General features: G+C 65.8%; 27 protein-coding genes and 2 pseudogenes. 8 read left to right on the top strand and 21 right to left on the bottom strand.

The window, feature by feature from the left end; all coding sequences use genetic code 11:
- Window positions 1-74: 74 nt before the first annotated feature.
- Window positions 75-494 carry an IS200/IS605 family transposase gene (gene tnpA, locus NJ75_RS13960; RefSeq protein ID WP_039335478.1) on the bottom strand — a complete coding sequence of 140 codons (420 nt, stop codon included), beginning with the start codon at window positions 492-494 and terminating at the stop codon, window positions 75-77.
- A gap of 237 nt (window positions 495-731) precedes the next feature.
- Between tnpA and NJ75_RS13955 the strand changes: the two genes are divergently transcribed.
- The 4 genes and pseudogenes from NJ75_RS13955 to NJ75_RS13940 all read left to right on the top strand — a co-directional run bounded on the left by NJ75_RS13955 (window position 732) and on the right by NJ75_RS13940 (window position 5,448).
- Entirely contained in the window at window positions 732-2,192 is a 1,461-nt protein-coding gene (locus NJ75_RS13955; protein ID WP_052242496.1) for an MBL fold metallo-hydrolase RNA specificity domain-containing protein, read from the top strand.
- 101 nt (window positions 2,193-2,293) lie between these two features.
- A pseudogene (locus NJ75_RS13950) lies at window positions 2,294-3,722 on the top strand (thymidine phosphorylase family protein).
- Entirely contained in the window at window positions 3,719-4,603 is an 885-nt protein-coding gene (locus NJ75_RS13945) for a ribose-phosphate pyrophosphokinase (RefSeq protein WP_039335476.1), read from the top strand. Before NJ75_RS13950 ends, NJ75_RS13945 begins: the two are co-directional and overlap by 4 nt.
- Window positions 4,604-4,827: 224 nt before the next feature.
- Window positions 4,828-5,448, top strand: a complete 621-nt coding sequence (locus NJ75_RS13940) for a response regulator transcription factor (RefSeq protein WP_039335475.1) — start codon at window positions 4,828-4,830, stop codon at window positions 5,446-5,448.
- A gap of 180 nt (window positions 5,449-5,628) precedes the next feature.
- Here the strand turns inward: NJ75_RS13940 and NJ75_RS13935 are convergent, their stop codons facing one another.
- From NJ75_RS13935 to atpD, 10 genes are all read right to left on the bottom strand, one after another.
- The gene (locus NJ75_RS13935; RefSeq protein WP_039335473.1) at window positions 5,629-7,395 is read right to left on the bottom strand and encodes an oleate hydratase; all 1,767 of its coding nucleotides are present in this window, start codon (window positions 7,393-7,395) and stop codon (window positions 5,629-5,631) included.
- Between the two features lie 79 nt (window positions 7,396-7,474).
- The gene (locus tag NJ75_RS13930) at window positions 7,475-8,323 is read right to left on the bottom strand and encodes a F0F1 ATP synthase subunit gamma (RefSeq protein WP_039335471.1); all 849 of its coding nucleotides are present in this window, start codon (window positions 8,321-8,323) and stop codon (window positions 7,475-7,477) included.
- Entirely contained in the window at window positions 8,320-9,852 is a 1,533-nt protein-coding gene (locus NJ75_RS13925) for a F0F1 ATP synthase subunit alpha (protein WP_370631691.1), read from the bottom strand. Before NJ75_RS13925 ends, NJ75_RS13930 begins: the two co-directional genes overlap by 4 nt.
- A complete protein-coding gene (locus NJ75_RS13920) occupies window positions 9,824-10,573 on the bottom strand; it encodes a F0F1 ATP synthase subunit B family protein (RefSeq protein ID WP_039335467.1) in 750 nt (249 codons plus the stop codon). Before NJ75_RS13920 ends, NJ75_RS13925 begins: the two co-directional genes overlap by 29 nt.
- Before the next feature lies 1 nt (window position 10,574).
- Window positions 10,575-10,817, bottom strand: a complete 243-nt coding sequence (locus NJ75_RS13915; protein WP_017501321.1) for a F0F1 ATP synthase subunit C — start codon at window positions 10,815-10,817, stop codon at window positions 10,575-10,577.
- A complete protein-coding gene (locus tag NJ75_RS13910; RefSeq protein WP_039335466.1) occupies window positions 10,814-11,515 on the bottom strand; it encodes a F0F1 ATP synthase subunit A in 702 nt (233 codons plus the stop codon). The genes NJ75_RS13915 and NJ75_RS13910 overlap by 4 nt, the downstream gene beginning before the upstream one ends.
- Window positions 11,512-11,778, bottom strand: a complete 267-nt coding sequence (locus NJ75_RS13905) for an ATP synthase subunit I (protein WP_039335465.1) — start codon at window positions 11,776-11,778, stop codon at window positions 11,512-11,514. The genes NJ75_RS13910 and NJ75_RS13905 overlap by 4 nt, the downstream gene beginning before the upstream one ends.
- Window positions 11,775-12,050: an AtpZ/AtpI family protein gene (locus NJ75_RS13900; RefSeq protein WP_039335464.1), complete on the bottom strand. Its 276-nt coding sequence runs from the start codon at window positions 12,048-12,050 to the stop codon at window positions 11,775-11,777. Before NJ75_RS13900 ends, NJ75_RS13905 begins: the two co-directional genes overlap by 4 nt.
- Complete coding sequence (locus tag NJ75_RS13895) at window positions 12,047-12,457, bottom strand: F0F1 ATP synthase subunit epsilon (protein WP_039335462.1); 411 nt, start codon at window positions 12,455-12,457, stop codon at window positions 12,047-12,049. The genes NJ75_RS13900 and NJ75_RS13895 overlap by 4 nt, the downstream gene beginning before the upstream one ends.
- Window positions 12,454-13,866, bottom strand: coding sequence for a F0F1 ATP synthase subunit beta (gene atpD / locus NJ75_RS13890; RefSeq protein WP_039335461.1), 1,413 nt, complete (start codon window positions 13,864-13,866; stop codon window positions 12,454-12,456). Before atpD ends, NJ75_RS13895 begins: the two co-directional genes overlap by 4 nt.
- Window positions 13,867-14,141: 275 nt before the next feature.
- On the opposite strand from atpD, the gene NJ75_RS13885 reads away from it, so the two are divergent.
- Complete coding sequence (locus NJ75_RS13885; RefSeq protein WP_039335459.1) at window positions 14,142-14,561, top strand: hypothetical protein; 420 nt, start codon at window positions 14,142-14,144, stop codon at window positions 14,559-14,561.
- A gap of 27 nt (window positions 14,562-14,588) precedes the next feature.
- Here the strand turns inward: NJ75_RS13885 and fabI are convergent.
- The 10 genes and pseudogenes from fabI to copC form a co-directional block, all read right to left on the bottom strand.
- A pseudogene (gene fabI / locus NJ75_RS24385) lies at window positions 14,589-15,362 on the bottom strand (enoyl-ACP reductase FabI).
- Window positions 15,359-16,549: an acetate/propionate family kinase gene (locus tag NJ75_RS13875; protein ID WP_039335457.1), complete on the bottom strand. Its 1,191-nt coding sequence runs from the start codon at window positions 16,547-16,549 to the stop codon at window positions 15,359-15,361. The pseudogene fabI and the gene NJ75_RS13875 overlap by 4 nt, the downstream one beginning before the upstream one ends.
- On the bottom strand, window positions 16,542-17,969 hold the full coding sequence (locus tag NJ75_RS13870) for a bifunctional enoyl-CoA hydratase/phosphate acetyltransferase (protein ID WP_039335455.1): 1,428 nt from the start codon (window positions 17,967-17,969) through the stop codon (window positions 16,542-16,544). Before NJ75_RS13870 ends, NJ75_RS13875 begins: the two co-directional genes overlap by 8 nt.
- 3 nt (window positions 17,970-17,972) lie before the next feature.
- Window positions 17,973-19,694 carry a PHA/PHB synthase family protein gene (locus NJ75_RS13865; RefSeq protein ID WP_039335453.1) on the bottom strand — a complete coding sequence of 574 codons (1,722 nt, stop codon included), beginning with the start codon at window positions 19,692-19,694 and terminating at the stop codon, window positions 17,973-17,975.
- A 188-nt stretch (window positions 19,695-19,882) separates the two neighbouring features.
- Window positions 19,883-20,104: a hypothetical protein gene (locus NJ75_RS13860; protein WP_017501310.1), complete on the bottom strand. Its 222-nt coding sequence runs from the start codon at window positions 20,102-20,104 to the stop codon at window positions 19,883-19,885.
- Entirely contained in the window at window positions 20,098-20,496 is a 399-nt protein-coding gene (gene cueR / locus NJ75_RS13855; protein ID WP_039335451.1) for a Cu(I)-responsive transcriptional regulator, read from the bottom strand. Before cueR ends, NJ75_RS13860 begins: the two co-directional genes overlap by 7 nt.
- Complete coding sequence (locus NJ75_RS13850) at window positions 20,493-22,850, bottom strand: heavy metal translocating P-type ATPase (protein WP_039335449.1); 2,358 nt, start codon at window positions 22,848-22,850, stop codon at window positions 20,493-20,495. Before NJ75_RS13850 ends, cueR begins: the two co-directional genes overlap by 4 nt.
- A gap of 107 nt (window positions 22,851-22,957) precedes the next feature.
- A complete protein-coding gene (locus NJ75_RS13845) occupies window positions 22,958-23,632 on the bottom strand; it encodes a class I SAM-dependent methyltransferase (RefSeq protein ID WP_017501308.1) in 675 nt (224 codons plus the stop codon).
- Window positions 23,633-23,668: 36 nt separating this feature from the next.
- Complete coding sequence (gene copD, locus NJ75_RS13840; protein WP_039335445.1) at window positions 23,669-24,613, bottom strand: copper homeostasis membrane protein CopD; 945 nt, start codon at window positions 24,611-24,613, stop codon at window positions 23,669-23,671.
- 4 nt (window positions 24,614-24,617) lie between these two features.
- Window positions 24,618-24,995 carry a copper homeostasis periplasmic binding protein CopC gene (copC, locus tag NJ75_RS13835; RefSeq protein WP_039335443.1) on the bottom strand — a complete coding sequence of 126 codons (378 nt, stop codon included), beginning with the start codon at window positions 24,993-24,995 and terminating at the stop codon, window positions 24,618-24,620.
- A 132-nt stretch (window positions 24,996-25,127) separates the two neighbouring features.
- Here copC and NJ75_RS13830 point away from each other — a divergent pair, with 132 nt between their 5' ends.
- The 3 genes from NJ75_RS13830 to NJ75_RS13820 are packed head-to-tail and all read left to right on the top strand — an operon-like array spanning window position 25,128 to window position 26,400.
- A complete protein-coding gene (locus NJ75_RS13830; protein WP_039335441.1) occupies window positions 25,128-25,400 on the top strand; it encodes a hypothetical protein in 273 nt (90 codons plus the stop codon).
- Entirely contained in the window at window positions 25,400-25,837 is a 438-nt protein-coding gene (locus NJ75_RS13825; protein ID WP_039335535.1) for a periplasmic heavy metal sensor, read from the top strand. The genes NJ75_RS13830 and NJ75_RS13825 overlap by 1 nt, the downstream gene beginning before the upstream one ends.
- Window positions 25,834-26,400: an RNA polymerase sigma factor gene (locus NJ75_RS13820; RefSeq protein ID WP_039335440.1), complete on the top strand. Its 567-nt coding sequence runs from the start codon at window positions 25,834-25,836 to the stop codon at window positions 26,398-26,400. Before NJ75_RS13825 ends, NJ75_RS13820 begins: the two co-directional genes overlap by 4 nt.
- The last annotated feature ends 65 nt before the right edge of the window (window positions 26,401-26,465 follow it).

Raw genomic sequence — 26,465 nt, 5'->3', positions numbered from 1 at the left:
ATTGGACCCGTCCACCGTTATCAGCGCGGCACCGGCACTGAGGCTGAATCACTGACCGGCTGACGCCGGTAGGATCAAGCGGTGGGGCTGAAGCCGTCCTTGTGGGTATGTTGGTCCAGGTAACGCATGATGATGTCATCGGTGATGTTGCCGGATGTGGTCGAGAAGTAGCCGCGCTGCCAGAAGCGTTGGCCCCAATATCGTTTGCGGATGTGCTCGAATTCCTGTTGGATCTTGCGGGATGAGCGCCCCTTGGCCCGGCGCACGAAGTCGCTGACCGAGACGTGCGGCGGGATTTCGACGAACATGTGTACGTGGTCCTTCGACAGCGCGCCGTTGATGATCTTCACGCCCATCTCGGCACAGACCTGACGGATGATCTCGCGCACCCGTAGCCGAACATCGCCGATCAGCACCTTGTACCGATATTTCGGCGCCCAAACGAGATGGTAGCGATGATGGAATGTGGTGTGACAACCGGACCGATACGGCATAGCCTGTAACCTCGGGAAAAGCGGAAGCTTCACGCCTTCGGCGGCTTCCGCTTTTCCCGAGGTTACAGGCTAGCACGCGAGTCTGTGGCTGAAGCCAGTATCCGACTGAAGTCGGAGGGGTTCCTCCTTGCTAGAGGACTCTAAACAGGCTTGCTGCGGCTTTTGCGTATAGGCTCGAGGTACGAGCCCACCAATGCTGCGCTCACGAATATAAACGTGAGAGGCAGGCAAGGATTCATGCACAAGAGGAAACAGAAGCATCGCCCCCGCAGCCATTTCGGCACGGCTATCCTCGAACAAGAAGCGCGTATCGATCTCGCGGAGCGCTCAGCAGACGGCCTCGGCATCGCCTTTCTCGGCGCATCGGGGACCGTAACGGGCTCTCGGTACCTAGTGGATGATGGCGAGACGCAGGTGGTCATCGATTCCGGCCTGTTCCAGGGTCCGAAGGATCTGCGCCGCCTCAATTGGGCGCCGATTCCGCCCGAGGTTGCCGATGTCGACCTGGTGCTGCTCACCCATGCGCATCTCGATCATTCCGGCGCGCTGCCCCGGATGGCACGATTCGGGTGGGGAGGAACCGTTCTCAGTACACGGGCCACCGAAGCTCTGTGCGAGCTTCTACTGCCGGACAGCGGTCATCTTCAGGAGAAGGACGCGGAGTTCGCCAACCGTCACGGTTTTTCGAAGCACCAACCGGCACTGCCGCTCTACACTCAGGCCGACGCGCGCTTGGCGCTGCAACTGTTCCGAACGATCGAGTTCGGGGCATGGCACGTGATCGCGGATGGCATCAAGGCACGCTATCATCGCGCCGGACATATCCTCGGGGCCGCGTCGATCGAGATCAACTGGAAAGGTCGCACGATCCTCTTCTCCGGCGACATCGGGCGTTACGGCGACGCGGTCATGAAGGATCCCGAGCCGCCCGCGCGCGCCGACTATGTCCTCGTGGAGTCCACCTATGGCGATCGCCGCCACGAGCAGATCGACCCGACAAGAGCGCTGGGGGACCATATCGAGCGGTGCGTCAGGCGCGGCGGCACGGTCGTGATCCCGGCTTTCGCCGTGGGACGCGCGCAGTCGCTCCTCTATCACCTTTCACGTCTGCGTGCCGACGGCCGTCTGCGGGACATCCCTATCTATCTCGACAGCCCCATGGCGATCAACGCGAGCGGGCTGATGTGCGACTTCATGGGGGAGCACCGGCTGAGTCGCGCGGAGTGCGAGGCGGCCTGCGGAGTCGCGCACTATGTGCGCGAAGTCGAGGAGTCCAAGGAGCTGACCGCGAATCCCGCCCCCAAGGTCATCATCTCGGCAAGCGGCATGGCGACTGGTGGCCGTGTCCTGCATCATCTCAAGCGCTTCGCACCGGACGGAAAGAATCTCGTCCTCTTTTCGGGCTTCCAGGCGGCGGGGACGCGCGGCGCGGCGATGATCAGCGGTGCCCGGACGATCAAGATCCACGGCGAGTATATTCCGGTCGAGGCCGAGGTCGCAAACCTTACCATGCTGTCTGCGCACGCCGACAGCGATGAGCTCATGCGATGGCTCGGCTCGCTGCACGAGGCGCCAAAACATGTGTTCGTCACCCACGGAGAGCCCACCGGCGCACATGTGCTGGCGAAGCGCATCTCGGAAGAACTGAGCTGGTCCTCCAGCGTCCCGGCGCTGGGAAGCTGGGGCATGCTGGCGTGAGCGCCCCCGCAATCGAAGAAACCGATGCGGAGCCCATCGCGACGACGCTACGGGCGCGACGCCTCGGCCTTACCGCAGCCGGCAACGATCCGATTGCAGTCATGCGTCACGACTGCCCGGTCTGTCGATCCGAAGGGCTCGCGTCCCGCGCTCAAATCAGACTCCGCGCCGGCGGCCATGAAGTGGTGGTCTCCCTGCTGCACAGTTCGGCCGATATTCCGGCACCCGGCGAGATTGGCCTGTCCGAGGCGGCTCCGGCTCGGCGTCAGTGACGGCGACCTGGTGGAGATCGCGCATTCCCAGCCGCTTGCCTCGCTCAGTGACGTGCGGCGTCGTATCTACGGGAACCGACTCGGCCAAGCGGCCTTCTCGGCGATCATCACTGACATTGCCGAGCGCCGGTACAGCGATGTCCATCTCTCGGCCTTCGTGACGGCCTGTTCGGCGGTCCCGCTTGATCAGGATGAAACCGTCGGGCTCACGAGGGCCATGGTCGATGTCGGAGAGCGGCTGAGCTGGGCCGGTGCCGTCATCGTCGACAAGCACAGCGTCGGCGGATTGCCGGGCAATCGCACGACGCCGATCATCGTATCGATCATGGCCGCTGAAGGCCTGATCATGCCCAAGACGTCCTCACGCGCGATCACCTCGCCGGCCGGCACTGCCGACACGATGGAAGTGCTGGCGCCCGTCGACCTCGACGTGCCCGCGATCCGCCGGGTGGTCGAGCGCGAGGGTGGATGTATCGCCTGGGGCGGCGCCGTAAAGCTCAGCCCGGCCGACGATGTGATCATCGGGGTCGAACGGGTGCTCGACATCGACGCGGTCGGACAGATGGTGGCCTCGGTACTTTCCAAGAAAATTGCCGCCGGCGCGACCCATCTCGTGATCGACATCCCGGTCGGCCCGACCGCCAAGGTGCGCAGCGCCGAGGCAGCCGAAACGCTCTCGACGGCGCTGACCTCGGTCGCCGAGGCCTTTGGCCTGCGCACCCGCGTGATGTGCGGCCCGGGCGTCGAGCCGATTGGCCGTGGCATCGGCCCGGCGCTCGAAGCCCAGGAGATACTGGCCGTGCTCCAGGGCGAACCCGGCGCAGAGGATCTCGCGCACCGGGCATGCGAACTCGCCGGAGGCCTCCTCGAGCTGGCGGGAGCGACACCGACCGGCGGAGGATTCGCGCGCGCGCTGGAAAGCCTCGAAAGCGGCCGGGCCTGGGCGAAATTTCAACGCATCTGCGAAGCCCAGGGCGGCATGCGAGAACCGCCGGTTGCCAAGTTTCAGCAGGATATGATCGCACCTTATAGCGGCAGGATCGTCAGCATCGACAATCGCAAGCTCGCAATCGTCGCCAAGCTCGCCGGCGCGCCCACAGCCAAAGCCGCCGGGGTCGCGCTGCACAGCCGCCTGCACCAGACGGTGGAGGCAGGCGCCCCACTATGCACCATCCATGCCGAGAGTCCCGGTGAGCTTGACTATGCCGCGGCATTCGCGGTGAGTGACGGGGCGATCTTCGGGATTACCGCTGAATGAACCGGCCGATCGTCTTCGCGCTTCCCGGCAGCGAGGCGCTGCTGCAGGCCCTGTGCACTGCCCTCGACGCGGAGCCGGGAGCACTGGAACATCGCCAGTTTCCTGACGGGGAGACTTATCTCAGGATCGAAAGCGATGTCGCCGATCGGCACGTTGTCCTTCTGTCGAGCCTCGATCGTCCGGACGCGAAGCTGCTACCGCTTCTGTTCGCCGCTGACACGCTTCGCGAGCTTGGTGCCCTCAAGCTTGGTCTCGTCGCCCCTTATCTCGCCTATATGCGCCAGGACGTGCGCTTCCATCCCGGCGAGGCGGTCACGTCGCGAACCTTTGCCGCCCTCCTGTCTCGCCATCTCGACTGGATGGTGACGGTCGATCCGCATCTCCACCGCTACCATGCGCTGGCAGAGATCTATCGAATTCCGACCCAGGTCGTTCATGCGGCCCCGCTCCTGGCAGCATGGATCAAACGGAACGTCGCCCGGCCGCTGATCATCGGCCCCGACATGGAAAGCGAGCAATGGGTCGCGCAGGTCGCGGCCGACGCCGATGCGCCGTTCCTCGTCTGCGAGAAAGTGCGGTCCGGCGACCGTGAGGTGACGATTTCGATCCCCAACGCCTCGGCATTTCTCGATCGCCAGGCAGTGCTGGTCGACGATATCGCCTCGTCAGGGCGAACGCTCGCGGTCGCGGCACGCCAGCTCGCCAGCATGGGTTTCGCACCACCCGATTGTGTGGTGGTTCATCCCCTCTTCGCGGGCGACGCGGCGCAGGTTCTGGGCGGGTATGTGGGGCGCATCGTCAGCACGAACACAATCGTTCACACCTCCAACGACATCGACATGATGCCGGTGATCGCGGAGGCTGTCCGCAACGCCCCGTAAGCAGGACTGCGGGGCACGCAGGCGCCCCTCCCTAAAATAGCTTCTGAACCTGCCGACAGCATGTCGTCCACGCTTTGGCTCGCCAGATGCCGGCGTGATCGCCGAGTTCGTGAGGCACAAAATCCCCCTTGACCTTGGACTATGGTCCAACCCGCACAAGGCGCGCGCGAAGCGGCGGCGTGACCGACGCTGCAGCATGGTAGGTTTGAATTGCCAGGGGGACCATGGCAGAAAAGCGCGTCGTTCATATCGTCGATGACGAGGAGACAATCAGGAAAGCGGTGGCGTTCACGTTACGAACAGCGGGTTTCATCATTGAGACTTATGCATCGGGACCGGAATTTCTGAAGATTGCGGGTGAAGCCGAGATCGGCTGTGTCATTCTCGACATGCATATGCCGGATATGGACGGTCTCGAGGTTCAGGCAGTTCTGACACAGAGAAACATCGACATGCCGATCGTCGTGCTGACCGGAAATGGCGACGTCGCGCTGGCGGTCCAGGCGATGAAGGCAGGCGCCGTCGATTTTCTCGCCAAGCCGATCGAAAGGGCCGTACTGCTCACTGCAGTCGACCGAGCATTCGCGCGCATCGACCGGGCAGAGAGCCGTGCCCTCGAAGAAGCTGAAGCGAGGATGCAGATAGATCTTCTGACGCCGCGTGAACGGGACGTCCTAGAAGGTCTCGCTCAGGGGCACCCAAACAAGACCATCGCCTACGACCTCGGCATCTCTTCCCGAACGGTCGAAGTCCATCGTGCGAGCCTTATGGCCAAACTCGGCGCCCATACGCTTTCCGAGACCTTGAGGATCGCCTTTTCGGCGGGAATGGGAAAGCGGTCGTAAGCCTGCAGACACAACTCTGTCACTGCGCATCTTTTGGCTTCGCCGACCCGGAGCAGAGCGAGGCGTTGGCGGAATAATACATCGGCATCCATCGAACCCGTGACGAAGGCATGGCGACGCAGGCTCCGGCGGCTCGGGCGCGGGCTCGCCCCATCCAAACGGCCAGATGGCCTTCGATCACTATTCCGAAATAACGTGAAACTCTTCCAGCAACTGGGCGATCTCTGTGCCTTCGAGCTTCTTCATCAGCAGCTTGCGCAGGAAGGACGGGCCGGGAATGTCGATCCCCTTGCCATCCCTGAGCGGCCCGATCGCAGCCAGGAGCGTGCGAATATCATAGGTTGAGCTAAACACTTCAGGCACGCCGCGTTCGACCTGCATGAGCGTGTAGACGGCCTCCATCGGCGTGCGCACCGAATATTCCGTCGTGAAGATACAATCATGCTGCTTCGACTCGGCAAACTGGCCGATGAAGGCGAAATTGACCGCGCCCTGAGGCACCACCTCCGGCCGGTCGCCGGCCTGGCGCGGCATGAAGAAGGCGGTGATGTAGGGCATCATCACCGGCACGGTCTTTGCTCCCGTCGCCGCGAGCCCGGGGATATCCGCGACCGGCACGCCGAGGTGATAGAGCCATTCCTGCGTGATTTCCTCGCCCGTGCAGTCCTGCATCGGCTTCTTCACATAGTCACCCGGCCGGTCGACGAACAAGGCATAGAACCAGGCGACGATCTGGTCCTTCGGCTGCTTCTTGAAGTGGGGTTGCCGGCTGACCGTCCAGCTCAGTAGCCAGCTCGAGTCCTTGACCGTGACGATGCCGCCGGTCACCACCCGGCCGCTGAACGGATCGCGCCTGGCGATCTTGCGAATGTACGCCGGGATGCGCGCGTCTAGCGTGGTGATGGTTGCCGATGCCCATTTGGTTTCCGGGATATTGGATCCGAACACATCGGGACGACCAAAGGCGGAATCCTTGGCCGCGATCCGGCGCCACAGATCCCAAGCCGGCGCGGGCCCCTCGTTGAGCCTGGCCGGAGTATGGTGATCGCCATTGTCGGAATTCTCGGTCAGCGATCCGATGGTGATGAAGACGAGATCATCGGCGCCAAGATCGACGCCGCCTTCGACGCCATTTTCGATCCAGGCAATCCGGGTCGCCTGCTTGCGGCCGGGTTGGATGTCGAAATCGACGTCGGTGACCTCGACGCCGTAGCGAAACCTGACGCCGCGATCCTGCAGCCATTTGACCAGCGGCAGGACCATCGATTCATATTGATTGTAGCGGTTGAACTTGAGTGAGGAGAAATCCGCCAGACTGCCGATATGGTGGATGAAGCGATGGAGATAGAGCTTCATCTCGAGCGCGGAATGCCATTCCTCGAAGGCGAACATGGTGCGCCAGTAGAGCCAGAAGTTGCTCCTGAGGAAATCATCGCCGAAGACTTCGTTGATCCGCTTGTTCTCCATCTCCTCCCGCGTCGCGAGGAAGACGGAGATCAGATCTTTTTGCGCGCGATCGCCGAGTGTCAGCAAAGCCTTGTCAGGCACATCCAGGCCCTGGTTCTGCGTGACGCGCTGCAGCGAAAAATTCGGATCGTCCTTGTTGAGCCGGTAGAATTCGTCGAGCACACTCGCATCCTCGATCTCCAGCGACGGGATCGAGCGATAGAGATCCCAGAGGCATTCGAAATGCTCCTCCATCTCGCGCCCTCCGCGGATGACGAACCCTTTTTCGGGGACGTCGAGGCCGTCGAGCGCGCCGCCGGGAACATGCAGCTCCTCAAGGATGGTAATATGCTCGCCGGCGACGCCGCCGTCGCGGATCAGGAACGCCGCGCCCGCTAGTCCCGCAAGACCCGAGCCGACGAACCAGGCCGTCTTCCTGTCAGCGCCCTCAGGTTTGCGGGGGCGCACGAAAGCTTCATAGTTTCCGCTACTATAGTGCATGACGAACTCCCTCTTCGATCCCGACGACAATGGCGGTTCTGCGGTTTCTTGCTGAACAGCAGAAATGCCTGCCCTGCATTCATTCTCGCCGATGTCGCCCGCCGCTCAGTTCGACGACTTCACTGGTGATCTGATCCTGACGCGTGAGCCGCTCCTCGAGGCGCAGGGCCTCGCCCTTGCGATCGATGTGGCTGCGGGCGGTCGCCATGGTGCGCAGCCGTGCCTCATTCTCGGCGACGAACGTCTCGACCGCCGCCGCGCAGATCTGGGCGAAGACATATTCCACTGTCAGGTTGCCGATGAGGTCCGCCGCCTTGATATTGACGAGCGGCGGCAAATCCGCCGTGGACGCCGGGAAAGTGTCGAGGTCGAGCGGCAGGAGGCTCGCACGCACGATCGAGATGCCCTTGCCGCTGCTCCAGACCGGATAAGCCATGGTAATGGGCACCGCGCCGGCCTCCTCCAGAAAGTCGTAAACCGCGTCGATGATGCTCGTCGCCAGCGCGGGAAGCGCGTCGGCCTTGCTCGGCATGCTCGCGCTCCATGCGATGCGCAGACCGCGCTCGGCCGCAAGGGCCGCCGTGCGTGCCCCAATCAGAAGAATATGCCTGTCCTGCATGTCGGCCGCGGCGCCGTCGAGCAGCTGCTCCGGAAAGGCCCCGGCAAAGCCTTGCTCCGCACCGAACAGGATAAGGCCGCCTCTCGCACCACCGACCGCCCGCGCCGGAAAACGCGCCAGTGGCTCGTCAAGGCGGCGCGCCTGGCCAATGGCGGTGCGGGCGGTCTCCGCATAGCGTCGCACCGCGGGCAGCAGCGCGCGCGCCTGCTGCGCCCGCTGCGCGGCGATGCCCTGCATGGCGTTGACCACCGCACCGAGCTGGCGGACGGTCTCGATCCGGTGGCCGATCTCGGCGAGACGATCGCTCATGGCATACCGCCCATCCGCGGGCTTTCGAGCAGCGCTTTCACCGCCGCGACCAGAGCGGCCCGCTGCGCAGTGTCGATCTGTCCGGTCCGCTCGATCTGCGCGCAAAGCTCGGGGACGTGATCGTCGATCCAGGCGGGCAGCCGTGTGCGGAGCGACGGTATCTCCGCTACTGCCATGTCGTCGAGCAACCCTTCGCTGAGCGCAAGGGCCAGCGCCACCTGGTCGACGGCCCGCAGGGGGCTGAGCAATGGCTGCACGAGCAGGGCGCGCAAGCGTTTGCCACGTTCGATCTGGGCCCGGACGCGCGGCTCAGGCTGCTCGCCGAAGCGGGTGAACATCTCGAGTTCCAGGAACTGCGCATAGTCGAGGCGCATGGTTCCGCTCGCGTCGCGCAGGACACGCAGCTGCGTCTTGCCGCCGACCCGGCTCACGCTCGTGCCGACGTCGATGGCGGGCTTGTGCCCTTGCGCGAACAGCTTCGCGTCGAGAATGATCTGACCATCGGTCATCGAGATCAGATTGGTTGGGATATAGGCGCTGACATTCCCGGCATCGGTCTCCGCGATCGGCAGGGCGGTGAGCGAACCGCCCCCTCGTTTGGCCGAGAGACGCGCCGCGCGTTCGAGCAGGCGGGAATGGAGGAAGAAGACGTCGCCGGGATAGGCCTCGCGCCCGGGCGGCTGCCCGGTCAGCAGAGCGATCTCGCGATGGGTCGCGGCATGCTTGGTGAGATCGTCGAGCACCACCAGCGCGTGGCCGCCCGCGTCCCGAAAATATTCGGCCATCGTGAAGCCCGCGAAGGGCGCGATCCATTGAAGCCCAGGCGCCGCGGCGGGGCTCGCCACGACAAAGACGGTGCGGTCCGGTGCGCCATGCCGCCGCACCTGATCGATCACGCGTGCGACCGCCGAGCTTTTCTGACCGATTGCGACATAGACGCAGATCATGTCGCTCGTGCGCTGGTTGATGATCGTGTCGACCGTGAGCGTCGTCTTGCCGGTGGCGCGGTCTCCGAGAATGAGTTCCCGCTGCCCCCGGCCGATGGCGAACATCGCATCGATCGCGAGCGTGCCGGTTTGGACCGGCTGGACGACGAGGTCGCGCTCGATGATCGATGGCGCCGGCCGTTCGACAGGGTCGAAACGCCTGGCCCTTATCGGTGGGCCGCCATCGAGCGGACGGCCGAGCGGATCGACGACGCGGCCAAGCAATGCCTCGCCAACCGGCACGCGCACCACCTCGCCCGAGCCGGTTACGGTGTCTCCTGCCTCCACCTGGGCGGCATCGTCGAGCAGCACGCAGCCGATCCGGTCCCGGTCGAGCGTGTGGACGAATCCGGTCTGGCCCCGGGCGAAATAGAGCAATTCGTCGAGGCGCGCGTCCGGAAGGCCCGAGACCATAGCAACGCCGTCGCCGATCGATTCCACCCGGCCAATTGCATCGACACGCGGCCCGAGATTGGCGCGCGCGATACAGCTCTGGGCCTGCGTCAGCCAGTCTTCAGGCGATCCGGGCATGATCGTCCTCATTGAGGCTCTCCACCATGGCGTCGAGATCGGCGCGCCAGCTGTTGCGCACGACGGCGTGGGGCGTGCGAAGCTCCGCGCCGGCGATGAGATCTGGATCGACCGCGAAGATCGGGGTCGCGGTATCCGGCAGGATTTCGCCAAGCGCGCGCGCTACCTGCGTCTGCAGATCGGCCGTCAACGGCGCGGGCGTCGCGACGGTGACGGTCCCGGCGACCGCCAGGCTGCGGCGATCCGCCTCGGAAAGGTCCCCGAGCCGCGCGTTGAGCGCGTCGACCATGGCCTGCACCGTCTGCTCGGGCGGGAGACGAGCGAGCAATGTGCCCGCCATCGAGGCGGCGAGGCTCGCTGCCTTTTCCCGCCACTGTGCCGCCACCCGCCCGCGTTCGGCATCGATCGCCGCATGGCCTTGCTCGACCACGGCGTCCGCCTCGAGCCTGGCCTGCGCGAGGAGGCGCTGGCGCTCTGCTTCGGCCTCGGTCCGGATCTCGGCGTGCCGCGCAGCCGCATCCGCGACGAAGCCGTCATTCTGCGTCTTGAGCGCCTGCGCTTCGGCCTGTGCCCGGTCCTTTGCCTCCTGCGCTTCGTCGAGCAGCGCCTGGGCCGATGCCTGGCGGGCAGCGATGGCATCCATCACCGGACGGAACAGGAAGCGTCCGAGCAGCCACACGAGGATGAGGACATTGACCGCCTGCAGCGCGAGCGTCCACCAGTCGATCCGCATGTCAGGCGAACGGGTTGGCGAAGAGCAGCAGCAGCGCGATCACGAGGCAGTAGATCGCCATCGTCTCGATCATCGCGAGGCCCACGAACAGCGTGCGCGAGACGGTGTTGGCGGCTTCGGGCTGGCGCGCGATCGCGTCCATCGCGGCGGCGACGGCCCTGCCCTGCCCGAGCGCCGGGGCGATTGCGCCGATCGAGATCGCGAAAGCGGCGCCGAGGATGCTGGCGAGATGGATCCAGTTCATGCGGGGGACTCCTGTTTGGATGCCGGGCGGGCGCCGTTCTCGCTGATAGCGCTCCCGATAAAGACCATGGCGAGCGCGCCGAAAATGTAGGCCTGGACCGCGCCGGTGAGCATTTCGAGCGCCATCAGCGGGATCGGGACGAGCAGCCCGGCGATGCTCAGCACGACGCCGATCATGAAGACGCCGCTCATGACGTTGCCGAACAGGCGCACCATCAGCGAGAAGCTGCGGGTGAAGAGCTCGACGATATTGAGCGGGGCGAGCAGGATCGAGGGGCGCGCGAAGGTCGCGAGATAGGCCCTGGGCCCGAGCGCGCGGACGCCGAACCAGAGCGTTGCGCCGAAGACGATCAGCGCCAGCGCCGCGTCGGTTTCGAGGGTCGCGGTCGGCGGCTCGACGCCGGGGATCAGCGACGACCAGTTGGCGACCAGCAGGAACAGGAACAGCGTGCCGATCAGCGGCAGATAACGCCGCGGTTCCGCCTCCATCGTCTCGCGGATCTGGCCGGCGACGGTCTCGACGACCAGCTCGATCGCAGCCTGCGCACGCGATGGGCGGAGAGTAAGGCGGCGGGTCAGCAGCCAGCTTCCGATGGTGAGCACGACCATGATGCCCCAGGTCGTGACCACGGGCTGGCTGATCGGTACCGGGCCGACGGTGAAAAGTACATGGCCTTCGAGCGGCGAGGCGAATTTCATCGGGCACCTCCGAACCGGTGGAGCATGATCTGGCGACCGCCCATGAAGCCGGCTGTTGCGGCAAGAAGCGCCGGCCACCCTTGGCGGCTGGCGATGACGAGGACCAGAATAGTGACGGCGAGACGCCCGAGCCTCAGCAGGATCGCGCGCGATGCCGAGCCGCCATGTGTGACGAGGTCGGCTTCTCTCGCGATGGCCGCGAAATGGGCGAGGCCGACCGCAAATCCGAGGGCCAGGAACAGGATGGGGGAGAGCTGGCTCATTGCCGGTGCATCCAGCGCCAGCCCGACCAGCAGCCGAGGGCGAGCCCGACGAGCAGGAGCGGCGCGGTCCAGAAGATGCCGCTATCCAGCCGGTGGTCGAGCCAGCGGCCGATCGCGAGACCGACCAGCGCGGGCAGGACGATCTGCCAACCGAGCACGCCGATCTGGCCGAGATTGCGGGCGACGGAAGGAAGCCGCTGCGCAAGCCGCCGCCGTTCCGCGCGGGTCCGGATGGCTTCGACGATCGGCTGCTCGGGCTTGTCCGCGTTCACAGACCAAGCTCCCGGCCACCACCCTGCAGGGCCTCGACCATATGGCGGATCGCCTGCATCCTGAGCTTCGCCGACGCGGTCCGTTCGGATCGTTCGCCCTCGTCGCGCTCGCGGTAGCGCGCGAGCACGTCATGCTCGAGCGTTCCAAGGTCATCGCCGACATGGCCTTCGCGCGTCGCGACCGCGACCTCCGTGCCGTGGCTCACGGTCAGAATGCCGTTGCGCACCGCGCAATAGCCGGGAGCGCCATCGGAGCCCCGCCAGGAGACGATCGAGACGCCAAGCGCGGTCAAGAAATCGGCATGGCCCGACAGGATGCCGAAACTGCCGCTGGCGTCCTCGGCGCGAACCGACGCGACATCGGCGTCGACGAGGATCGCGGTCGGATCGGTGATGCGCAGCTTCATGCGCCCTGCCCCACGCGAGAGCGTGCCTCTTCAATATCGCCCACCATGTAGAAGGCGCTTTCGGGCCAGTCGTCGGTCTCGCCCGACAGGATGGCCGCGACGCCCTTCAGGGTATCAGCCAGCGCCACCGAGCGGCCGGCTTGCCCGGTGAAGGCCCGCGTCACCATGAAGGGCTGGGTCAGGAAGCGCTGAAGTCGCCGCGCCCTGCCGACGATCAGCCGGTCTTCGCGGCCCAGCTCCTCGATGCCGAGCAGCGAGATGATGTCCTGCAGCTCGCGATAATGCGCGATCGTCTCTCGGACCTGCTGGGCGAGCGCGTAATGATGATCACCCACGACCTGCGGATCGAGCAGGATCGACGAGGACCCCAGGGGATCGACCGCGGGATAGATGCCTTCGGCCGCCATGGCGCGCGAGAGCAGAATGGAACTGTCAAGATGGGCGGAGATGGCGGTGACCGCAGGGTCGGTGAAATCGTCGGCGGGCACATAGACCGCCTCGATCGCGGTCACCGCAGCCCCATGCACAGAGGCGATGCGCTCCTGCAGCGCGGCCACCTCGCTGGCCAGCGTCGGCTGATAGCCGACGCGCGAGGGCATGCGTCCAAGCAGGCCCGACACCTCGCTGCCGGCCTGGACGAAGCGGAACACATTATCCATGAGCAGCAGGACGTTGCGCTTCTGCTCGTCGCGGAAATGTTCGGCGATGGTGAGCGCGGTCAGCCCGACCCGCCAGCGCGCGCCCGGCGGCTCGTTCATCTGCCCGAAAACGAGCACGGTCTTGTCGATCACACCCGAGCCGCGCATGTCGGTGAGCAGCTCATGGCCCTCGCGCGATCGCTCGCCGATGCCCGCGAACACTGAGACACCCTCGTAGCGGGCGACCATCGCGTTGATGAGTTCCATCACCAGCACGGTCTTGCCCACCCCCGCGCCCCCGAACATGGCGGCCTTGCCGCCCTGGGCAAGCGGTGCGAGCAGATCGATGACCTTGATGCCGGTCTCGAACATCGCCGTCGCCGCGCTCTGCTCGTCGAGCGGTGGGGGTGCGCGATGGATCGGCCTCAATGGCACATCCGGTCCGAGCGGCGCGCCGCCGTCCCCCACCTGCCCGGTCGGCGTAAGGAGCCGCCCAAGAACCTTGTCTCCGACCGGAACCGCGATGGGTGCGCCCAAGGCCACCACGCCGACATTGCGCGCCAGACCGGAGGTCGGCTGAAGCGCGACGGCGCGGACGGTCCGATCATCAATATGGCTCTGCACTTCCGCGACCAGCGGGCCTGACGCCGCATCGATGCGCAGTGCTTCATTGACTGCGGGCAGCGGCCCTTCGTCGAACTCGACATCGAGGACGGGACCGCGGAGCGCCGCAATCCGGCCGAGCCTGGCTATGGATGGTATCACGCCCATGCCGGTTGCCGGGTCAGACCATAATCATGCCCGACCGTGCCGCGATCATGACGGGACGGGTAGAAGTCGCTGCCCGCGGGCACGACATGGACGACAAGCCAAAAGTGCATTGGCTGAGCGTCGCAGGCAAGCCGCAGATTCGGCATACGTAGAGTTACCGATTCTCTCTGATTCAGCCTCGCCGAATATCGGCGGCGCGACGCGATGAGCCTCAGGCCAGGGCTGCATGCCCGATACGCTGGAGCTTAGACGCGAAGAGAAAGGTTCATCGTCCCATGCCCTATCCGGTCGATCAACTTGCCGCGCTCGCCAAAGCGAATGTCGGCCTGATGCTGAAGCTCGCCGAAGTCGCCCGGAAAGTTGGCGAAGAGTCGCTCGAGGTCGGCAACCGCGCCGCCGGCCGCTTCGCCGAAGAGGCGCGTGCCTCGATTGCGGGCGCGACGGACAAGACGTCGGACGCCGGCGCGGTCAGCCCGGCCGGACCGCGGGCACTGTTCGAGGACATGGCCACGGTCCGCGAGCATATGATTGCCGGCACAAGATCGGCGTTCGAGGAATGGCAGCAGGCCTGGCAGGCCGTCGCGAGCGCTCCGACGGCTCCCGGGGCGCTGGATGCCTTTGCTGCCATTGTCGGACCATGGTTCGGGCAGAAAAGCCCGGGCGACGGCGAGAAGCAGGCCACCAGCGACAAATAGGATAGCCCCCGATCGCGGCGAGCCGCCCTAGCCGAGCAGGTGCTGACCGCCATCGACCGGAATGATCGTGCCGGTGATATGGCGGCCGGCATCGCTCACCAGGAAGGCGGCGAGCCCTCCGACATCCTCGATGGTCACGAGCTGGTGCTGCGGGACCGTCGCCGCGGCCCGTTCGAGCAGCTCGTCGAAGCGGTCGATGCCGCTGGCAGCGCGGGTCGCGATCGGGCCTGGCGAGATCGCATGGGCGCGAATGCCCTTGGGGCCAAGCTCAGCCGCGACATAGCGGGTCGCGCTTTCGAGGGCCGCTTTGACCGGCCCCATCAGGTTGTAGTGCTCGACCACCCGCTCCGACCCGTAGAAGGTGACGCACAGCAGGCAGCCGCCATCCGACATCAGCGGCTCGGCGAGACGCGCCATGCGCAGGAAGCTGTGGCACGAGACGTCCATCGCCAGCGCGAGGCCTTCGGCCGAGCTGTCGACGACGCGGCCGTGCAAATCCTCGTTCGGCGCGAAAGCGATCGAATGAAGCAGGAAATCGAGGCCGCCTTATTCGGACTTCACCCGCTCGAACAGGGCCTCCAGTTCGCCCGGCACCCGGACATCGCACGCGGCGAGCCATTCGACTCCCAGGGTCTCCGCGACGGGCGCCACGAGCGGCTCGGCCTTTCCGTTGAGATAGGTCGCCGCCAGTCTCGCGCCACAGTCGTGGAAGGCCTGGGCGCAGCCCGCCGCGATGCTCTGCGCGTTGGCGATGCCGATCACCAGGCCGCGCTTGCCAGTAAGATCGACGAGAGGTTTCATGGTTTCGGCTCCTCACGCAGAAGATCGGCGGTGTGGATGGCGATCATCCACTCCTCGTCGGTCGGGATGATGCGCACCGTGACACGGCTGAACGGCGCGCTGATGACCGACGCTCCGCGGAGATTCGCGTCCGTGTCGAGCGCCACGCCGAGCCAGCGGAGCCGATCGGCGACGCGGGCGCGGATTTCAGGCGCATTCTCGCCGATCCCGGCGGTAAACACGAAGCTATCGAGCCCCCCGAGCGAGGATGCGAGGGCGCCAGCCTGGCGCGCGATCTGCCAGACGAAGAGGTCGATCGCTTCCCCAGCGGCGGGCGTTTCGCTGCCGAGAAGCGCGCGCATGTCGCTCGATGTGCCGGACACGCCCAAAAGGCCGGACTCACTGTAGAGGAGACGCTCGACTTCGCGCGCCGTCATGCCCCTCTGCTGGAGAAGATAGAGCACCGCGCCCGGGTCGAGCGCTCCGCACCGCGTGCCCATCACCAATCCGTCGAGTGCGGTGAACCCCATCGTCGTGTCGATGCTGCGCCCCCCGTCCATCGCACAGAGGCTGGCCCCGTTGCCGAGATGCGCGGCGATCGTGCGGCCACCGCCTGTATCGGGATCGATCAAACGCAGCTGCCGCGCGATATATTCGTAGGAGATGCCGTGAAAGCCGTAGCGCCGCATGCCCTCTTCGCCGAGCGCGCGCGGCAGCGCGAGGCGCGTCGCAACCGGGGGCTGGCCATGATGGAAGCCGGTGTCGAAGCAGGCGACTTGCAGCAGAGCGGGGCGCAGCCTGGAGACGGCGCGGACCGCGGCGAGATTATGGGGCTGATGCAATGGCGCCAGTGGGCAAAGCGCCTCGAGTGCGGCGAGGAGTGGCGCGTCGACCCGCGCCGGCGCTGAATGGTCAGCGCCCCCATGAACGATCCGATGTCCTACCGCGATCAGATCCTCGCCGACCGAAGCTTCGATCTCCCGCAGCAAATCCTTGAGCAGCGTCTCATGCGTGATCGTGACGTCTTTCGTCCAGCGCCGGTCGGCAAGGACATCCCCCTTCGCATCGCGCGCGATCAGGTGCGGCTCAAGGCCGATATTCTCGATCTTGCCGCTCGCCAGCAAAGAGGGCTCATCAGTGCCCGGCTCGGCGTAGAGCGCGAACTTAAGGCTCGACGAACCGGCGTTGAGGCACAGGATTTCAGCCATCGCGGCGCTGTCCCGCAACGCCGGGAGCCGCCTTGGTCGCAGCCCGCGCCAGCAGCACCGCGAGCGCGCAGGAGGCGAGGCGCGTGCGCACGCTGTCTGCCCGGCTGGTGAGGATGATCGGAACGCGCCCGCCGAGCACCACGCCTGCGGCATCGGCGCCGCCCAGGAAGGTCAGCTGCTTTGCGAGCATGTTGCCGGCCTCCAGATCGGGCACCAGCAGGATGTCCGCCTGGCCGGCGACCGGCGAGACGATACTTTTCTCGCGCACGGCCGCCTCGCTGATCGCATTATCGAGGGCGAGCGGGCCATCGAGCAGCGCGCCTTCGATCTGGCCCCGGTCCGCCATCTTGCAGAGCGCCGCGGCATCCAATGTGGTGCGCATTTTCGGATTGACCGTTTCGACGGCGGCGAGGATCGCGACCCTGGGTTGTTCGATCCCGATCACATGGGCAAGGTCGATCGCGTTGCGCGCGATGTCGGCCTTGTCCTCAAGCGTCGGCTCGATGTTGATCGCGGCGTCGGTGATGATGAGCGGGCGCGGATAGCCGGGCACGTCCATCACATAGGCGTGGCTAATCCTGCGTTCGGTCCGAAGGCCCGTGTCGGACGATACGACCGCGCCCATGAGCTCGTCAGTATGAAGCGAGCCCTTCATCAGCAGCGCGGCTTCGCCGGCCCGCACGCGCGCGACGGCTTCGGCGGCGGCGGCGTGGCTGTGCGGGACGTCGATCACCCGGAAGGCCGCAATATCGACACCGGCGTCCTTCGCCGCATTCGTCATACGCGCCGCAGGGCCGATGAGAATCGGAACGACGATGCCGGCGTCGGCGGCCTCAGCCACTGCGCGCATGGCGTCGGCGCTGCACGGATGGACCACGGCCGTGACGCACGCAGATCCGTCCTTGGCGCGCGCCATCAACTGGCGGAAGCGGTCATGGCTGGCGATCCGCACGTCGGGAAGCGGCATGCGGGGCCGGCTGACTTTCTCGGTGGGCGCCTTGACCTCGGCCTGGCCGCTGATGACGGTCTCGCCCTTCTGGTTCACGCAGGTGCAGTCGAGAACGATGACATGATGCTCGGCGCGCTTCTGCGCGACGGTGACGCAGGCCGTGATGGTGTCGCCGACGCCCACCGGGCGGGTGAAGCGAAGCGATTGGCCGAGATAGATCGCACCGGGCCCTGGCAGCTCGGTTCCCAGGATCGCCGAGATGAGCCCCGCGCCCCACATGCCATGAGCGATGACCCTGTGGAACATGTCCGTTTCGGCATAGACAGGGTCGAGATGCGCCGGATTCACGTCGCCTGACACCGCCGCGAAGAGCTGGATGTCGTCGGCGGTCAGCGTGCGGGTGAGGCTGGCCGTGTCGCCGACGGCGATCTCGTCGAACGTGCGGTTCTCGATGAGGTTGGCGGTGGCCATGGCTCAGCGCTCCAGCACGTAGCGCCCGGGGGCATCACCGAGCGGCGGATAGTTCCGTTCGGGCGCGCCCATCGACGGTGGGGCGGCCGCCTTGCCCGAGTGCGATCCAAGCCATGAACTCCATTCCGGCCACCACGACCCTTCGCGCAGCTCGGCCCGCTCCAGCCAGGTATCGGGACCTGGCGCCGGGCCATCCTGCATCCGTGTCGCGACGCGAAAGTGGCGATGAGGATGCCCGGGCTCGGAGACGATCCCGGCATTGTGGCCACCGCTCGTCAGCACGAAGCGGATCTCCGCGCCCGTCAGCATGTGGAGCTTGTGGGTCGAGCGCCACGGCGCGACATGGTCGGTTTCCGTGCCCACCATGAAGATCGGCATGCGCAGCCCCGAGAGCGAGACCGGGTGGCCGCCGGCCTCGTAGCGCCCTTCGGACAGGTCATTGTCGAGGAACAGGCGCCGAAGATATTGCGCGTGCATGGCATAGGGCAGGCGGGTGCCGTCGGCGTTCCATGCCATGAGGTCGGTCATCGGCTCGCGCTCGCCCATGAGATAGGTCGAGAGGATGCGCGACCAGAGCAGATCGTTGGACCGCAGCATCTGGAAGGCGCCGCCCATATGGCTGCTGTCGAGAAAGCCGCGCGCCCACATCATCGCATCGATCAGGTTGATCTCCGCCTCGTCGATGAACAGACCAAGTTCGCCCGGCTCGCTGAACTCGGTCTGGGCGGCGAACAGCGTGACGCTCGCCAGACGCTCATCTTCATCGCGCGCCATCGCGGCCGCGGTGATGGCGAGCAGCGTGCCGCCGATACAATAGCCGGCCGCGTGGATCTTCTCGGTGCCGGTAATCGCCTGGATGACATCCACGGCGGCCATCGGCCCAAGCAGGCGATAATCCTCCATGTCGAGATCGCGGTCGGCGCTGTCGGGATTGTGCCAGGAGATGCAGAACACGGTGTAGCCCTGCCCTACCAGCCAGCGGATGAGCGAATTTTCCGGCGACAGGTCGAGGATGTAATATTTCATGATCCATGCCGGCACGATCAGTATCGGCTCCGGACGCACCGTCTCGGTTGCGGGCGCATATTGGATCAGTTCCATGACCCTGTTGCGAAACACGACCTTGCCAGCCGTGGCTGCGACCTTCTCGCCGACCCGATAGGCCTCCGTGCCCGCTGCGGGCTCCCCGCGTACCAGGCGTTCCAGGTCGTCGCAAAAAAATCGCGCACCCTCGACAAGGCATTGTCCTCCGGTTTCGAGGATGCGCTGCTGGAGCACGGGGTTGGTCGGGATGAAATTGGTCGGGGACACCATGTCGAGCATCTGGCGGGTCGCGAACTCGACGATCGCTTCGTGGTGCCCGGTGACGCCGCTCACGCCGGTCGTCGCGGCATGCCACCATTGCTGCTGGAGCAGGAAGGCCTGCTCGATCAGGTCGAACGGATGGCGCTTCCAGGCTGCGTCGGCGAAGCGCCGATCCTGGGGCAGCGGATCGATCGCCGGCTCGGGATCGCTGCCGGATGCGCTGCGCATGGCATAGTCGGCGAGCCGCATCAGCTTGCGCCCGCCCTTGGCGGCGAGCTGCAGCTGCCTGCCTGGCGAGCAGAGAATGTGCGTCCACCAGTCGGAAAAAGACTGCGCCAAAGTGGCGGGCGACTGGCCTGAAGTCAGCTGCGCGATGGCGGCGAAGCTCGACCGATCCAGCGTCGTGGCCAGACCGTCCAACGGGTCAGGGATATTGCTTCGACTCTGCACATTTTCGCTCCTGCTGCGGTGCAACAAGCCCTGAAGCGCAGGAAGCCTCTGCGCACTCCGTAGTCCTACGGAGGGATTGCCTCGCATATGCCAGCCCCAGAAGTCAGAGCTCAGCACGACATTGCTGTATGAAAAGCGGCCAAATACGATCAGGAGGCTCAGTGCGGTCGCACGGGCGAGCCAGCTATCCCGCCGAACCAGTCCCGCAATACCGGCGAAAGGGTCTGCGGGTTGCCGCCGATATGGCGAAGATCCTCCGCCAGCAGTGGCGGGCGGACTGCGAGGAAATATATCGCGAGGCCCGTCGTGAGAATGCCAAGTGCGATCAGCACCCCGGCCGCCAGAGCGGGTCTGGTCCGAGAGGCGGCCGGCGCTAACATTTTCTGTCGAGACTCAGTTCGGCGATGATGGGACAATCTGGCCGCTCGTCGCCATGACAGCGCTCGGCGAGATCGACGAGGGTCTCGCGCAGGGTCGTCAGCGCTTCGGCCTTGCGCTGCAATTCCTCCGCCCGCGCCAACGCGACCCGCTTTACATCGGCGCTGCTGCGGCCCGTGTCGGCCCACAGGCCGAGCAGGGTCCGGATCTCCTCGATCGGAAACCCCAGATCGCGCGCATTGGCGATGAACCGCAGGCGATGAAGATCGCGCTCGTCATAGTCGCGATAACCCGCTCCCCGGCGCGGCGGCGCCGGGATGAGGCCGATCTTCTCATAATGGCGGATCATCCGCTCCGAGACCCCGCTTTGCTTCGACGCCTCCCCGATGTTCACAGCGCTTTCCGGTTGAGGCGCAGCGCGTTGGTGACCACGCTGACCGAGGAGAGCGCCATGGCGGCGGCCGCGATGATCGGCGAGAGCAGGATGCCGAACAGCGGATAGAGCGCGCCCGCCGCCACCGGCACCCCGGCGACATTGTAGATGAAGGCGAAGACCAGGTTCTGGCGGATGTTGGACATGGTCGCCTGGCTCAGCCGCCGTGCCCGCACGATGCCCATGAGATCGCCCTTGAGCAGCGTCACGCCCGCGCTCTCGATCGCGACGTCGGTGCCCGAGCCCATGGCAATACCGACATCGGCGGCAGCCAGTGCGGGGGCGTCGTTGACCCCGTCGCCGGCCATCGCCACCACGCGCCCCTCGCTTTTCAACCGCGCGACGACGGCACTCTTCTGGTCGGGCAGTACCTCGGCTTCGACATCGTCAATGCCGAGCCGCCTTGCCACCGCCTCTGCTGTGGTGCGGTTGTCGCCAGTCAACATCACCACGCGAATGCCTTCGGCCTTGAGTGCGGCCAGGGCCTCCGGCGTCGTCTGCTTCACGGGATCGGCGATTGCAAAGGCGCCGCCGACGGTGCCGTCGACGCCGATGAAGATCGCGGTGGCGCCATCCCGGCGCAGGGCGTCGGCCTGCTCCGCCAGCGCGTCGGTTGCTATGCCCTCTTCCGAGAGGAACCGCGCATTACCGAGCACGATCCGGCGGCCGTCGACGGTGCCGAGCGCGCCGCGTCCGGTGGGGGAATCGAAGTCGGTGACGTCGCTCGTGGGGATGCCGCGATCCTTGGCGGCCTCGACGATCGCCAGCGCGAGCGGATGCTCGGAGGCCCGCTCGACCGAGGCGGCAAGCCGCAGCAGTTCGGCTTCGTCGAAGCCGGGCGCCGGCACGATCTGGGTGACGGCAGGCCGGCCTTCGGTCAGCGTGCCGGTCTTGTCGACGACGAGCGTGTCGACTTTTTCCATATGCTCGAGCGCTTCGGCATTCTTGATGAGGACGCCGAGCCCGGCGCCGCGGCCAACCCCGACCATGATCGACATCGGCGTGGCGAGACCCAGTGCGCAGGGACAGGCGATGATCAGCACGGCGACCGCCGCAACCAGCCCGTAGGCGAAGCGCGGCTCGGGGCCCCAGATGCCCCAGGCGATGAATGCGACCACCGCGACCGCGATGACCACGGGCACGAACCAGCCCGACACCTGATCGGCCATGCGCTGGATCGGCGCGCGCGAGCGCTGCGCCTCGGCGACCATCTGGACGATGCGCGCGAGCATGGTGTCCCGGCCAACCTTGTCGGCGACGATAACGAGCGCGCCGGTCTGGTTGAGCGTGCCGCCGATCACCGTGTCGGCCTTGGCCTTGGTGACGGGCATGGACTCACCGGTGACCATCGACTCGTCAAGCGAGGAACGGCCGTCCTCGACCACGCCATCGACCGGCACCTTCTCGCCGGGACGCACACGCAGGCGGTCGCCGACCGCAACGAGATCGAGGCTGATTTCCTCTTCACTGCCATCGGAACCGATCCGGCGCGCGGTCTTTGGCGCAAGGTTAAGCAGCGCCTTGATCGCGCCCGAGGTCCGCTCGCGCGCGCGCAGTTCGAGCATCTGGCCGAGCAGCACGAGGACAGTGATCACCGCGGCCGCCTCGAAATAGACGGCAACCATGCCGTCCTCTCCGCGGAAGGCGGGCGGGAACAGCTGGGGCGCGAGCGTCGCGACGACGCTGTAGATCCAGGCGACCCCGGTCCCCATCGCGATCAGGGTGAACATGTTGAGGTTGCGGGTCTTGAGCGAGGTCCAGCCACGCTCGAAGAAGGGCCAGCCCGCCCAGAGCACGACGGGTGTCGCCAGCACGAACTGGATCCATACCGAGATCGACATCGGCACGAGGCGATGGATCGCGGGAAAGAGATGCGCGCCCATCTCGAGGATCAGCACCGGGAGGGCCAGCATCAGGCCGACCCGGAAGCGCCGTGTGAAATCGACCAGTTCGTGGCTGGGGCCGCTGTCGGCGGTTACTGTCGCGGGTTCGAGCGCCATGCCGCAGATCGGACAGGACCCGGGATGGTCCTGCCGGATCTCGGGATGCATAGGGCAGGTCCAGATCGTGCCTTCTGGCACCGCGACCGGCGGTGCCGGCGGGCCGAGATAGCGCTCGGGATCGGCGATGAATTTTGCCCGGCAGCCCGCGCTGCAGAAATGATAGCGTTCACCGCCATGCTCGGCTTGATGCGCCGTGGTCGCCGGGTCGACGGTCATGCCGCAGACCGGGTCCTTGACGCCGGTCGCCGCTTTCGCGGCGCTGTGGCCGCCGCAGCAACCGCCGCCATGCGCCGCTCCATGTGTCTCGTTCATCGCCTTGCTCCTTTCGACGCCTGACGATCTAGGGTCTGACACCGTGTCAGGGTCAATACGTAATCGCCTAAGCGGACAAATCGGCGGGCCCGTTCGCCTGGCCGCCATCAGCCAAGGTCATTGGCAACCGTAAGGCCGTGGTCCTGCGCCGGTCGATGCGCCGTAAACAAGTCGATCGCGCCGGTGATGGTCAAAAGCCGAAACGTCTCGGCCACATGCCTGAAGCCGGCCGCCGCGATCAGGCCGGGGAGCACGCCGTCGGCATTGGGCCGGGTATCATCGATGCCATCGAGCCGCTGCACGGTCAGGCGGAAGGCAAGCCGCATGAAACCCTGCTGGCGGCCATAATCGGCGATCACCAGGCGCCCACCCGGGCGCAGCATGGCGAACATGGCGCGCAGGGTTGCCGCCTTCTCCCTGACCGGCATCTGATGCAGCACGAGACTCGACACGACAGCGTCGGCGGTACCCGGGGCCACGTCCCTGGCAAATCCCTGACGCCAGTCGATATCGGCCCGCCGCACAGCGGCCTTGTGCCGCGCGATGTCGAGCGCCTCGGCATCGGGATCGAGACCGATCACCTGCGTCCTGGGCTCGGCTTGCTTGAGCATCAGCGCGAAGCTGCCGGTGCCACAGCCGACGTCGACGACCGTCTCACCGGCTTTGGGCGCCAGGGCGGCGAGCATGGCGGCACGCCACCGCTTCTCCCGCGTCCACAGGCGGATCGCGCGATCATAGTCTTTCGTCGATCCGGTCCCGAGCGGCGGGGTGTAGGATTGCATTGGCTTCTCCCAACGCGAGGCGTCCGAAACGATAAGCTACATCGACATGGGCGGCGATAGTGTCCCCAGCCAGGCGACGAGCCCGAGAATGACGATCGCAAGACCGCCTTCGACGACGAGGCTCGCGCGCAGCAGCGCCTGCGCCCGTGGCGCGTCCTCTTCCTCGATCGCCTGCGCAAGTGCCGGGGTCAGGCGATAACGGTTGAGCGCGGCCAGGCCCAGCATGCCGGCGAACAGCAGCAGCTTGGCGATGAGCAGCAGGCCGTAGGTCGACTGCCCGAGCGAGGCGATGTTGCCCGGACCGACGAGGAACCAGCCGTTCACCGTCCCGGTCAGGATCAGCAGGGCGACGATGATCGTGCCGACGAGGGAGAAGCCCCGCAACGCTTCCTCGGCGAGCGTGACCCGGTCCATGTCTTGAGCGGCGAGATCGTCGGTTGCGAGCCTGGGAAGTACCAGCGCGAGGAATGCGGCAAGCGCGCCGACCCAGGCGCCGGCGGCGAGCAGATGGATGAGATCGGCCCCCAGTTGCAGCCAGCCCGCCTCGCCTTCGCCAGCCGCGCCATGCCCACTCCAGGCGAGGGTCGCGAGTGCGACCGCGCCTGCCAGAGTGGAGGCGATGAAGGCAGGACCGGATTGCCGGCGATAGAAGGGGATGGAGAGCAGAAGAACGAGGAGCGCGACGAGGCGCGCCTTCAGCGCCGTTCCCATGGACGTGCCGTTGAACAGCTCTGCGACCATGGAAAGATCAGGCTGGGTGAGCGGCAGCCCGGTCATGGCCGCTGCCTGCAACGCGAACCCCAGCGCCGACAGCAGGAGGGCGAGACAGGCGAGACCGGCCACCATTGCTACCATCGGCAGATGCCGCTGTACCATCCGGCCGCCGCCGGGCGCATAGAGCGCGAACAGCGGCAGGCCGAACAACAGGCCGAGATCGACGTAGAGCGCCCAGCGGACGGCGACGAGTGCCACGTCGTTCATGGCGTCACTTGACGGTAAAGGCGAGATTGCCCTGGATGCGGTGCGTGTCGGTCGAGACGACGTGCCAGGCGACCTGATAGCTGCCCGCCATGAGCGGCTTGGCGAGCGTCAGCACGAGCGTCTTGTCGCCTTCGACGGACGTCTTGAAGCCGGTTACCGCCATGCGATGGTTGGGCATGCCGGGCATACCGGTCATCACGATCTCGGCACCCGACAGCCTGGGCATCAGACCTTCGCTGAACGTAAGCGTAATGCGCGAGGGCGCCGAGACGCTGGCATTGGCGGCCGGAGCCGAGGATACAAGCTTGGGATGGGCATAGGCCGGAGCCGAAACACTTAGGCCTACGATGGCGATAGCTGCGAGAGGCGAAAAGAAACGCATTGGAACATTCTCCTGTGGATCCCATGAGACAATACGCAGCCGCGACCTGCACCCCTCGCAATTTTCTTTTTGTTCCCGGACAAGGGTTGCCGGACCATCCTGCGTATTGAGAAGTGAAGACGGAGAAACATCATGGACCACCTCGACGACATGCTCAGCCGGTTGCGGGAAGCGCCGCTCGATCCCCGGCTTGCCGGGCTGGACAGCCGCGTCATGGCCGAGATCGCCCGGCTCCAGGCCATGCCCCGCCTGAGCGCCACGACATTCGGTATCGCCGCGACAGCAGCCTTGTTCCTGGGAATTGCCGGCTCGGCCGTGCCTGTGCGGTCGACCGAAGCCGGGCCGATATCGCCCTTTGACGCGCGGCTCGCGCTCGCTCCTTCGACGCTGCTGAGTTCACAATGATGCGCGACCGCCGGCTCCTGCTCCTCGTCCTGCTGACCTTTGCCGCGGCGATCGCTGGCGTTGTCATCGGCCGCGTCTATGTGGTTCCAGTACGCCCGGTCGAAAATGAGCTGCACGAGCTGCTCCATCGCGATCTGAAGCTGGATTCCGCGCAACACAGCCGGCTCGAGACAATCGAGAAGAACTACGCCTTACGGCGTCAAGCGCTGGAGGCCGAACTGCGCGCCGACAATGCGCGCCTCGCGGAGGCGATCGAAGCGGAGCATGGCTATGGCCCGCAAGTCGCAGCGGCGGTGGATCGCTCGCACCAGGCCATGGGGGCCCTGCAGAAGGAAACGCTCGAGCACATCTTCGCAATGCGGGCCGTGCTGCGTCCCGATCAGACCGAGAAGTTCGACGACGCCGTCGTGAAAGCGCTGACGGCCAAGTCCAAATGACCGCGAGCCTCCCCGACTGCTCGGACGGGGAGCTCGCGGCTTTGGCGCTTGGCGGGCGGCAAGCGGCTTATGGCGAACTGGTCCGGCGGCATCAAGGTTGGGTTCACCGGCTCGTGCGCAGCCATGTCGGATCTATGGATGAGGCCTTAGATGTCACCCAGGCGAGCTTCGTCGCGGCCTTTGCCGCACTCAACCGCTATGACGCTGCGCGACCTTTTCCGGTCTGGATGTCCCGGATCGTCATCAACAAATGCCATGACTGGCGGCGCCGGCGCGCGGTCCGGAACTTCTTCTCCATGGCCCTGCCGCTGGGCGAGGCGGATGACGTCGCCGATGAGGCGCCGCTACCCGACCAGGCAATCGGCGCCGAGCAGCAACTGGCAGAGGCGATGAAAGCGATCGCCGCCCTGCCCGCCTCTCTCAAGGACACGCTCATCCTGCGGACGATCGACGAGAAGTCGGAAGCCGAAACCGCCGAGATTCTCGGCATCAGCCAGAAGGCAGTCGAGACCCGCCTCTACCGCGCCCGGGCGCGCCTCGCGGAAATATTGAAGAAAGTTTGAGGGGGATGAGGCCACGCTGCGTATTTCCAATAGGTCCGCCCTCTTTCTTAAAGCTGAGACAAACC

Origin of the sequence: Novosphingobium subterraneum (assembly GCF_000807925.1) — a bacterium.
Classification (GTDB): Bacteria; Pseudomonadota; Alphaproteobacteria; order Sphingomonadales; family Sphingomonadaceae; genus Novosphingobium; species Novosphingobium subterraneum.
Note: the sequence above shows the minus strand (reverse complement) of the source record. Positions and strands in the feature narration are given on the sequence as shown.